Origin of the sequence: Actinoplanes sp. NPDC051513, from assembly GCF_044454685.1 — a bacterium.
Lineage (GTDB): Bacteria > Actinomycetota > Actinomycetes > Mycobacteriales > Micromonosporaceae > Actinoplanes.
Genome location: NZ_JBITDW010000043.1, coordinates 18034 through 27744 on the forward strand (window position 1 = coordinate 18034; position 9711 = coordinate 27744).

At 67.7% G+C, this 9711-nt stretch carries 12 protein-coding genes and 2 pseudogenes; 2 read left to right on the forward strand and 12 right to left on the reverse strand.

Features of this window, described 5'->3' with window-relative positions:
• Positions 1-159 precede the first annotated feature (159 nt).
• The 9 genes from ACIA5D_RS50375 to ACIA5D_RS50415 all read right to left on the reverse strand — a co-directional run bounded on the left by ACIA5D_RS50375 (position 160) and on the right by ACIA5D_RS50415 (position 7323).
• Positions 160-1293, reverse strand: a complete 1134-nt coding sequence (locus ACIA5D_RS50375; RefSeq protein ID WP_396037874.1) for an epoxide hydrolase family protein — start codon at positions 1291-1293, stop codon at positions 160-162.
• Between the two features lie 125 nt (positions 1294-1418).
• Positions 1419-2087 carry an NADPH-dependent F420 reductase gene (locus tag ACIA5D_RS50380; protein ID WP_396037875.1) on the reverse strand — a complete coding sequence of 223 codons (669 nt, stop codon included), beginning with the start codon at positions 2085-2087 and terminating at the stop codon, positions 1419-1421.
• A 125-nt stretch (positions 2088-2212) separates the two neighbouring features.
• Positions 2213-3046: a lysostaphin resistance A-like protein gene (locus ACIA5D_RS50385; RefSeq protein ID WP_396037876.1), complete on the reverse strand. Its 834-nt coding sequence runs from the start codon at positions 3044-3046 to the stop codon at positions 2213-2215.
• 162 nt (positions 3047-3208) lie between these two features.
• On the reverse strand, positions 3209-4168 hold the full coding sequence (locus ACIA5D_RS50390) for an SDR family oxidoreductase (protein ID WP_396037877.1): 960 nt from the start codon (positions 4166-4168) through the stop codon (positions 3209-3211).
• Positions 4169-4223: 55 nt separating this feature from the next.
• Positions 4224-4847: an NADPH-dependent F420 reductase gene (locus ACIA5D_RS50395; RefSeq protein ID WP_396037878.1), complete on the reverse strand. Its 624-nt coding sequence runs from the start codon at positions 4845-4847 to the stop codon at positions 4224-4226.
• Positions 4848-4887: 40 nt separating this feature from the next.
• Complete coding sequence (locus ACIA5D_RS50400; RefSeq protein ID WP_396037879.1) at positions 4888-5061, reverse strand: hypothetical protein; 174 nt, start codon at positions 5059-5061, stop codon at positions 4888-4890.
• An 88-nt stretch (positions 5062-5149) separates the two neighbouring features.
• The gene (locus ACIA5D_RS50405; protein WP_396037880.1) at positions 5150-5791 is read right to left on the reverse strand and encodes an LLM class flavin-dependent oxidoreductase; all 642 of its coding nucleotides are present in this window, start codon (positions 5789-5791) and stop codon (positions 5150-5152) included.
• Positions 5792-5897: 106 nt separating this feature from the next.
• Complete coding sequence (locus ACIA5D_RS50410) at positions 5898-6521, reverse strand: NADPH-dependent F420 reductase (RefSeq protein ID WP_396037881.1); 624 nt, start codon at positions 6519-6521, stop codon at positions 5898-5900.
• Between the two features lie 67 nt (positions 6522-6588).
• Positions 6589-7323 (reverse strand): SDR family NAD(P)-dependent oxidoreductase, encoded by a 735-nt coding sequence (locus ACIA5D_RS50415; RefSeq protein WP_396037882.1) that lies wholly within the window; start codon positions 7321-7323, stop codon positions 6589-6591.
• A gap of 280 nt (positions 7324-7603) precedes the next feature.
• On the opposite strand from ACIA5D_RS50415, the pseudogene ACIA5D_RS50420 reads away from it, so the two are divergent.
• Positions 7604-8314: pseudogene (locus tag ACIA5D_RS50420) on the forward strand (IS6 family transposase).
• Positions 8315-8351: 37 nt separating this feature from the next.
• Here the strand turns inward: ACIA5D_RS50420 and ACIA5D_RS50425 are convergent.
• The 3 genes from ACIA5D_RS50425 to ACIA5D_RS50435 form a co-directional block, all read right to left on the reverse strand.
• The gene (locus ACIA5D_RS50425) at positions 8352-8537 is read right to left on the reverse strand and encodes a hypothetical protein (protein WP_396037883.1); all 186 of its coding nucleotides are present in this window, start codon (positions 8535-8537) and stop codon (positions 8352-8354) included.
• Positions 8534-8857: a transposase gene (locus tag ACIA5D_RS50430; protein ID WP_396037884.1), complete on the reverse strand. Its 324-nt coding sequence runs from the start codon at positions 8855-8857 to the stop codon at positions 8534-8536. The genes ACIA5D_RS50425 and ACIA5D_RS50430 overlap by 4 nt, the downstream gene beginning before the upstream one ends.
• Positions 8858-9115: 258 nt before the next feature.
• Positions 9116-9268, reverse strand: a complete 153-nt coding sequence (locus ACIA5D_RS50435; RefSeq protein WP_396037885.1) for an SHOCT domain-containing protein — start codon at positions 9266-9268, stop codon at positions 9116-9118.
• On the opposite strand from ACIA5D_RS50435, the pseudogene ACIA5D_RS50440 reads away from it, so the two are divergent.
• Positions 9254-9598, forward strand: a pseudogene (locus ACIA5D_RS50440) (endonuclease NucS domain-containing protein). The gene ACIA5D_RS50435 and the pseudogene ACIA5D_RS50440 overlap by 15 nt on opposite strands.
• Positions 9599-9711: the final 113 nt, after the last annotated feature.

The window sequence follows — 9711 nt, forward strand, 5'->3', positions numbered from 1 at the left end:
TGCACACTGGTGTGCAACAATGGTGTCGTGCCGACCGAGTCCTCCCGTGTGCGCTCGATGAACGAGACACGTGATCGCATCCTTGACGTCGCCCTCGATGTGCTGGGAGAGAACCCCGACGCCGGAATGGGCGAACATCGACCTCTCGCAGGGTCGCTCTCAGCGCAGTTGGCGGAAGAACTCGGTGATGTCGTTGGCGAGCAGTTCGGGCTCTTCGTGGGCGGCGAAGTGTCCGCCGCGTGGCATCGACGTGTACCGGGTGACGTTGTAGGTGCGTTCGGCCCAGGAGCGCGGGGGCTGGGTGAGGTCGGCGGGGAAGACGGCGACGGCGGTGGGCACTTCGACCTTGTCGACGCGCCGGGTCAGGCCGTGGGCGTACTCGTAGTAGGGCCGGAACGACGTCGAGATCGTGCGCGTGAACCAGTACAGGGACGCCTGGGTGAGGACGAAGTCGTCCGTGAACCGCGACGAGAGGTCGCCTCCCGAGTCGCTCCAGGCGCGGTACTTCTCGACGATCCAGGCCAGCAGGCCGGTCGGAGAGTCGGACAGAGCGTGGGCCAGGGTGAGCGGGCGGGTGTTCTGCTGGTGCTGGTAGCCGCCCTCCTCCGCGCTCCAGGTGGCGACCTGGTCGAGGTAGGCCTGTTCGTCCGGGGTGAGGCTGGCGGCGTCGTACTTCTGGGGTGCGGCGACGGCGAGCAGGTGGATGCCGGCCAGCGACTCCGGGTAGGCCTCACCCAGACGTGAGGTGATTCCCGCGCCCAGGTCGCCGCCGTGGGCGGCGTACCGGTCGAAGCCGAGCTCGTCCTGCATGAGCCGGTGCCAGATCTGGTGAGTCTGGAGCGTCGGCGGGAGGGTCGGTCGTTGCGGTGAGAACGCGTAGCCGGGCAGCGAGGGGACGACGACCGTGAACGCGTCGGACGCGTCGCCGCCGTGCTTGGACGGCTCCGCGAGACGCCGGGCGAGGTCGGTGAGCTCCAGGAAGGTGCTGGGCCAGCCGTGGGTCAGGACGATCGGCAGGGCGCCGGGCTGCTCGCCGTCGAACCGGAGGTAATGGACGGGCGTGCCGCCGATGGCGGCCGTGTGGTGCGGCAGGGCGTTGATCCGCGCCTCGTGGGTGCGCCAGTCATAGCCTGTGGCCCAGTACTCCGCCAGGCGGCGCACCTCAGTGGTGTCGGCGCCCGCTTCCCAGCCATCGACGGGCCACCGGGTGGGCCACCGGGTGGCGCGTAGCCGCGCGCGCAGGTCTTCGAGTTCTGCATCGGTCACCGCGATCACCGGCGGGTGGTCGGTCATGTGCCTCTCCTGGTCGTGCTCACGTGTTGGTCGTGCTCAGGCGCGGTGCGACAGCGCCCTGGACCTGGTCGACGACCAGGTCGGGACGGGTGACGAACGGGTGGTGCCCGGTCGCCAATTTGCGGTTATCGCGTTGCGGTGGCCAGTGCCGCGCGGATGGCGTCCGCGCCGGCCGGCTCGCCTTTCTCGTTCGAGGGCGGCCCGTACGGGGTTCCCCACACCGGTGTGCCCGTCGCCTGCCGCCAGCTGTCGGCCAGCGGTCCCGCGTCCACCACGCCGTACCCGATGGAGTCGATGAACTCGGTCACCGTCGCCTTCGCCGGCGCGGAGTCCCCGGCGATCGGCAGGTACGAGCGGTCGGCGGCCCCCGCCGGGCGGGCGAGTGACAGCAGGTGCTTGAAGTAGATGGTGTTGAACGCTTTCACGAGCCCGGCGTCCGGGATGTACCGCAGCAGCAGCTCGCTCGAGGTGAGCGACGTGCCGTCGAGGTCGGGGATGTGCCCGTCACGGTCGGGGCCGTAGTTGCACGTGTCGATGACTGTCTTCCCCGCCAGCGGCGCGGCGGGGACGTCGGGGAAGGCCGTGACCGGCACCGTGACCACGACGATGTCACCGGCCGCCGCGGCTTCCTCGCTCGTCGCCGCGGAGGCCCGCGGCCCCAGTTCAGCGATGGTGTCCGCGAGCGTCTCGGGGCCGCGCGAGTTGCTGAGCACGACCTGGTGGCCGGCCTCGATGGCGAGTCGCGCGAGTGTGCTGCCGATGGATCCGCTTCCGATGAATCCCACAGTCGTCATATTTTCAGCGTCCCTCCAGAAGAGCATTGTCCCGGTCAAGTGCCGGACTGATTTGCGTTGGGTCCCCCTGCCGTCAGCCCGGCGGGGAAGTAGTGGCCGTTGTCCAGATCGGTGAGGAGGTTTGGTTAGCGGGTGAGGTTGGCGGCCACGTCCGCCCGGGCCGAGCGACGGACGGGGACAACGTGACCACGCCGGTAGGCCAGCCACATGAACACACCGGTGGCCAGCACGCCGAACACCACCGCGTAGATACTTCCCTCCGGTCCGAAGTCGCCGCCCGTGATCAGCGCGGGACCCGAGATCGTCGCGTCCAGCAGGCCCTGCGCGGTGTTGGTGCCGGACACCTCGGTGCTGAAGATGGCGCTCGCGGCGATGTTCCAGCCGAAGTGCAGACCGATCGGTACCCACAGCTTGCGGGTGGCGATGTAGGCGGCGGTCAGCATCCCGCCTGCCTCGATGGCGATAGCGATGGCACCCCACAGGGTGGCGTTCGCGTTGAGCAGGTGGATCAGGCCGAACAGCGTGCCGGTCAGCGCGAGCGCGATCCAGGTTCCGGTCCAGCGCTCGACGTTCCGGAACAGGACACCGCGGAAGACCAGCTCCTCGGTCACGGCGGCACCTGCCATGATGCCGAGCAGGGCGACGGCGCTGGCCGGCGTGCCCAGGCCGTTGATCGTGTAGTCACCGGTGATGGCGATGATCGCGATGACTGCCCCGAACAGCGCGATGCCGAGCAGCGTGCCCCAGCTGATTGCGGCACCTGCTCCCTTCAGCGACACCTCGACGGGGGCCCGGTGCTCGGTTCGCCGCACCACCCAGCCGTAGACCAGGACCGCGACGACGGCCGTCAGCAGGCCGGCGACGAGCGCCAGCCAGGGGTAGTCCTTCACCGCAGCCGTGCCCAGATTGCCGACGATCCAGACCGCCGCAACCGCCAAGAGCTGCCATATCAGACGCACGATGACTCCTTTGTGAGATGTATCGCAGCAGCAGTCCGCTCGAGGTGAGCGAGAAGCTGTCGAGCTCGGCGATGCGCCCGTCACGATCGGGGCCGTAAACGTCGCTCCAGAAGAGCCTTGTCCTCGCCATGGGCGCGACCCGTTGCAATGAGGTCTCTGCCCTCAGATGGCGGGGACGTCAGCTGACGGGAAGTAATGACCGTTGTCCAGATCGGCGAGCAGGCTGGGCTGAGCGGGTGCCCAGCCGAGCGTCCGGCGGGTGACGAGGTTGGACGTCGGGTAGCTCTGATTGACCACGTTCGCGAGGAACCCGAAATATCCCGGCAGCATCAGTTCGTCCAAGGGCACGCTCACGACGGGCAGGTTCAGGCGACTGCCGATGGCCTCGGCGATCTCGCGGAACGCGATGCCCCCGTCCTCGACCGCGTGCCAGTAGTTGCCGGCCGGGCCCTTTTCCAGCGCCAGGCGGAACAAGGAGGCGAGGTCGCGGGCGTGTACGGCGTTCCACAGGTTCGTGCCGTCGCCGGGGTAGCCGGCGAAGCCCTTCTCCTTCGCCAGGGCGATCAGTGTGGGCAGGAAGCCGGCACGATCGGTCGTGTCGTGCGCGATGTTGGCAATGCGCACGATCGAAGACCGCACCCCCCGCTCCGCGAGGCCGATGACGGCTGTTTCCACGACGTTACGAGCCCGCAGGGTGCCCTTGTGCTCATCGCCGACGGGAAGGGCCGGATCCTCCTCGGTGGCCGGCCGGCCCAGGTCCAGCCCGGTCCCGGGCGAGCCGATACTCCCCGCCGCGACCAACGGCTTTCCGGTTCCCGCGAGAGCCTCGCCGTACGCGAGCATGACCGGGAGCTCCGCGGCGGCCACGGCGTCGATCCCGCCGGACGGAAGCAGGTCTTGCCGGTGCGCGACATGGATGACGCCGTCGGAATCCGCCGCCGCCTCCTTGAGCCCGTCCAGGTCCTGGAGGTCGCCGCGGCGCACCTTCGCGCCAAGCGCGGACAACGCCGCCGCGGCCGCGTCCGACCGCGCCAGTCCAGTGACCTCGTGCCCGGCAGTGACGAGCTCGGGAATGATGTACGAACCGGAATGGCCGGTCCCGCCAGTCACGAAAACTCGCACGCTACTGCTCCTTATGAGTGATGTGTTGCGAGGAGTGGTGCTACGGGGTTCGCGCTCAGGCGGGGAAGTCGACGCTGAGGGCGACGTCGAAGGTCCCCGCGCCGTTGCGGGCCAGGCCCATCAGCAGTGGCCCGACCCCTTCCAGCCAGCGAGCCATCTCCAGGCCGCCGACATCGAGGGGACGCAGTCCGAGGCTCTTGATGAACGCCGACACGCTCGCCTTGGCCTGCGCGTCATCTCCGGCGAAGAACACGTCCAGCGGACGATCCTGGACCAGGACGTGGCCGAAGACGGTGTTGAACGCCTTCACGACGGACGCGCTCGCCGGGGCCGCCTTGGCGATCTCCTGCGCACCGGACGTGCCATCAGGAGTGAGCAGCCCGGTGGCGTCGGCGTTGAAGGTGTTGGAGATGTCGATGATGACCTTGCCGGCCAGTGCATCCCCGTACCGGGCGACGACCGGCACAGCGCTGGTGTACGGCACGGCCAGGACGACGATGTCGCCCACAGGGACCGTGCCGAAGGTCCCCGCCGTGGCCCCGGCGCCGAGTTCGGCGGCCAGGCCCTTGGCCTTGGCCGGGTCCCGGCCAATGAGTTCGACGGAGTTGCCGCCGGCGACCGCGCGGGCGGCGATGGCGTGGGCCATGCCCCCGAGGCCGATGAAACTGATGCTGCTCATGGTGAGTGCTCTCTTTCTTGGGTGGTCGTTTCTTCGGTGGTCACAGCCGGCCGGTACGCGCGATCACCTGGCCGGCGAAGTCGAGCAGCTGGTCAAGGTTGGTGAACATCGCGAAGGCGTCGAAGTACGCCTCGTCAACACCGGAGTCGGCGTATCGCTTCAGCTGGTCCGCGACCGAGTCGACGGACGTGCCCGGCTCGAGGTTGATCCGCATGGCCGTCTTCAGTGCGTCGGGATCGCGGCCGGCGTCCTGCGCCGCTTGACGCGCGATCGACCACAGGCGGCCGGCGCCCTCGTCCTGACTACTGATCGACGCAGCGGGCGCCGGCCCTTCGACCCCGAGCCAGCCGACCCCGCTGCGGCCGACTCGGCGCATCGCGGCCTCGCTGGCACCGCCGATCCAGATGGGCGGCCCGCCCCGCCTGGACCGGCCGGAGGCGGGCGTGGACCGCTGGCATGGTGAAGAACTCGCTGTCCCAGGACACGGGACTGGTCGTCCACCATGCGTGCAAGAACGCCAGCATGTCATCGAGCATCTTGCCGCGCCGCTGCCAGTCCGCGTTGCGGACCACGTCGTACTCCTGCTTCATCCACCCCAGCCCCACCCCCACACCGAGGCGGCCGTCGCTGAGCACGTCGAGCGTGGCCAGCTGCCGGGCCAGGTGCGGCGGCTCGTAGTAGAACGTGCTGAGCGTGCTGGTGTTCAGGCGCACCCGGCTCGTCGCCGCCGCGGCGACGGTCAACAGCAGCACCGGATCGAAGGAGCGGGCCATCTGCGGCCCTCGGGCCAGATAGTTGCTGCCCACATCAACCGGCGTGACCAGGCGATCGCCGACCCACAGGGCGCCGTAGCCAAGGTCCTCGAGTCCGCGGACGAAAGCGCTCAGGGCGGAGGCGTCACTAACGGAGGGCCCGACAAGGGGAATCATGAAACCGAGCTGCATTGTGATGATCCTCCTCAGGCAAATTTTCGCCACTGTTGATCTCCGACAACTGCGAGTCGGTGTCCATCAACCCGTCAGAGCGCATGGCGCTCTGTTCGCCGACTGCTCAGCCGTTAACTTCGTTGACGCCGAGGGCGAAGTTCCCGTGGCCAACTCCGTTGCCGGCGAGGCCTACCGTGACCAGGCCCATCCCTTCCAGCCACTGCGCCATCTTCAAGCCGCCGACGTCCAGCGGGCGCAGTCCGAGGCTCTCGATGAATGCCGCCACGCCCGCCTTGGCCTGCGGGTTGTCGCCAGCGAAGAAGACGTCGGGCCGGCCCTCCGCCAGGACGCTACGGAAGATGGTGTTGAAGGCCTTGAACACCATGGCGCTGGCCGGGGCGATCTTGGCGACCTCCTGCGCGATCGAGGTCGGCTCGCTGTGGGCCAGTCCGTCGAACGTGGCGTTGAAGGGGTTGCTGATGTCGACGATGATTTTGCCCGCGAGGGCGTCTCCGTACTCGGCGACGGTCGAAACGACACCGGCGTACAACAGGGCCGTGATGACGATGTCCCCGGCCGGGACGGCACCCCATTGACCTGTCGTGGTGCCGCCGCCCAGAACCTTAGCCAGGGCATCGGCCTTGGACTGATCGCGTGCCATGATCTCGGCGGTGTTGCCGCCCGCCACCGCGAGCATGCCGATCGTGCGGGCCATGTTCCCCGCACCAATGAACGTGATGCTGCTCATGAGCTGTGCTCTTTTCCTGTTCAGGAGCCTGTTCTCGAGGCGCCGTTCTGACTCGTTCGTGTGTGGTTCAGATGGCGGTCGTGCCGCCGTCGGCGACCAGTTCCAGGCCGTTGACGTAGCTGGAGTCGTCGGAGGCAAGGAACAGGGCGATGGTGGCGATCTCTTCGGGACGGCCCATCGTTCCGCGGGGGATGAGGGACTCGAATGCGGCCCTCGTTGCCTCGTCGAACAGCTCTTCCTGCTTGGCGGTGCCGACCTGGCCGGGCGTCAGGACGTTCACCCGGATCTTGCGGTCCCGCAGCTCGTTGAGCCAGACACGGGCCCAGGCCTGCTGGACGGCTTTGCTTCCCGCGTAGAGGCTCCAGCCCGGGAAGGCGCCGAGAGAGGCGTTGGATCCGGTCATCAGGATCGAGCCGTTGTCGTTGATCAGCGGCAGCGCCTTCTGCACGGTGAACAGAGTGCCGCGCGCGTTGAGCCAGAAGGCGCGGTGGAACTGTTCCTCGGTGATCTCGCCGAGGACACCGGGTTCGCCCATCCCGGCACTGGCCCACAGCACGTCGATCGAGCCCTTTTCACGCTTGACCGTGTCGTACAAGCGGTCCAGGTCGTCCAGTTCGGCCGCGTCACCCTGGACGGCGGTGACGTTGCGGCCGATCAGCTTGACGGCGTCGTCCAATGCTTCCTGCCGCCGGGCCTGGATGAAGACATACGCTCCTTCCTCGACGAACAGCTTGGCGCCGGCCAGCGCCAGACCGGTGGATCCGCCGGTGATCACCGCTACCTTGCCATCGAGCTTTCCCACGATTACTCCGTTGAATTGATGGGTTTCCGAAACAGGAACGGAAGAGGCCCAATTCTTGATGTGCGAATCCTCGTTTTGGGCCCTGCTATCAAATACCGATCCCGAATTCTTGTACCGAATTCTCTCGGCCCAATGAACAATGCCACCGGCCTGAGCGGGTGTCCAAGACCTGTTTCAGCCATGGTGATACCTTCGAGGCATTGCCGGACCGGGAGGCCCCATGGAGGCTCCGTTGCGTTAGCTGATCGGAAGATCAAGGCAGGCTTGACGAGTGGAGTCTGTGGTTCGGTCAGGTCGCTGTGCGCCTCCTCGGTCGGCGTTCGCCGGGTTCCGCTTCCCAGCCGAGGTGATCGTGGTGGCGGTCCGCTGGTACCTGCGCTACGGCCTGTCCTACCGCGACGTCGAGGAACTATTGGCCGAACGCGGGATCGAGGTCGACCACGTGACGGTCTACCGCTGGGTGCAGCGGTTCACGCCCCTGTTGGCCGACGCCGCCCGGTTCGCCCGCCACTCGCCGGGTGACCGCTGGTTCGTCGACGAGACTTACGTGAAGGTCAACGGGGTGTGGCGTTACGTCTACCGGGCGATCGACCAGGACGGGTAGGTCATCGACGTGCTGGTCTCGACCCGGCGGGACGCCGCAGCCGCCCGCCGGTTCTTCACCCGCGCGCTAATCACGTTGAGGGTGCGCCCTGTCGAGGTGGTCACCGACGCCGCACCGGTCTACCCCGGTGTCCTCGACGAGTTGCTGCCGGGGGCGTGGCACCACGTCGAGCAGTACGCGAACAATCCGGTCGAGGCCGATCACGGCCAGCTCAAACGCCGGCTCAGACCGATGCGCGGGCTACAGACCGATCGGAGCGCACAGGTGGTGATCGCCGGGCACGCGTTCATGCAGAATCTGCGCCGCGGCCACTACGAACTCGGGATCGACGTCCTGCCCGCGGTCCGGCTCGCCACGGCGTTCACCGAACTCGCCCAGGCGATCTGACCATGGGGCCTGGCCGGGCCCCATCCTGCCCGCGATCTCATAACGCAACAGAGCCCACCGCGGTGATGCGCTCGGTGAGCTGGACGTCGACGCGTAACCGCCGGGACTTCACGCCGGATTTCTGCCGGTAGTAGGCGGACCTGGAGACCTTGAACAGCTCACACGCACGCTTGACGTTGTGTTTGCCGGCCTTCTCCGCCTCGATGAACGGGTACACGTTCACCGGGTCTCCTTGGCGAAGAAAGCCGTCGCTCGTTTGAGGATGTCGACGTCCTCGCGGAGCCTGCGGTTCTCTCTGCGCAGCGCCGCAAGCTCAGCCTTCTCGTCCGAGCTCAGCCCGTCGCTGCGGGTGCCGGCGTCGAGGTCTGCTTGCCTGACCCATTCACGCACCGCGGTCTCGGTCAGGTCGAAATCCTGGCTGACCTGCCGAACCGTTCGGTCCCCGCGCTGGCACAACTCGACAATCTCGGCCTTGAACTCAGACGTGAACGACCGCCGAGGCCGTGACCGCTTCTTCCCCACGTTCTCCATGATGATGGACATCCTTCCGGAGACCCCAGGTCCCCTGATCTTGGATGTCCGTCAAAACGGGGCAGGCCCAGGGCGTCGAGTGATGAGCCAGACTTGCTCGGTGCGCTCTCTGGCGTGTGGCGATCCTGAAGCCTCGACGGAGACTTAACCCCGGGGCCTACCGGTCGTGGGCGGCGTGTCAGGCTCTGAAGTGTGTTTCATGGTCGTCGGGGTGAGTCTGCCGACAGGTGCGCGTTCGGTGACCGGCGCGACGACTGGCCGTTTCAAGTGTCAGAGACGCTCGAGCAGCTCAGCCTTTTTCTTCGCGAACTCCTCGTCCGTGAGGATGCCAGCGTCGTGGAGCGAGGCGAGCTTCGCGATCTGCGCGACCCGTCCGGCCGCCGCGGGGCCTTGCTGCAGCTGCCCGAGTTGCTCGCCGAGCACCCGCAGACGTTCGGCGACGGCTGGACCCTGGTCCGCCGCGAGTACATGACCGCGATCGGCCCGGTGGACCTGCTGCGCCGCGACGCCGGCGGCGCTCGGTGGCCGTGGAGATCAAGCGGCGTGGCGGGATCGACGGCGTCGACCAGCTCACCCGCTAACTCGAACTGATGAACCGCGACCCCGCTGCTGGCCCCGGTGCTGGGCGTCTTCGCGGCCCAGGAGATCAAGCCGCAGGCCCGGGTCCTGGCCACCGACCGCGGTATCCGGTGCGTGGTGGTCGACGACGACAAGCTGCGCGGCATGAAGCGCAACGAGCTCACCCTGTTCTGACCGGCCGTGCCTCAGTCCACGGGCAGGCGCAGGCCGCGCACCGGTGAGGCCAGGGCGAGCAGGAGGCCGATCGCGGCTGGCACGGCCAGCAGGAGATAGGCGGTCCGGATCCC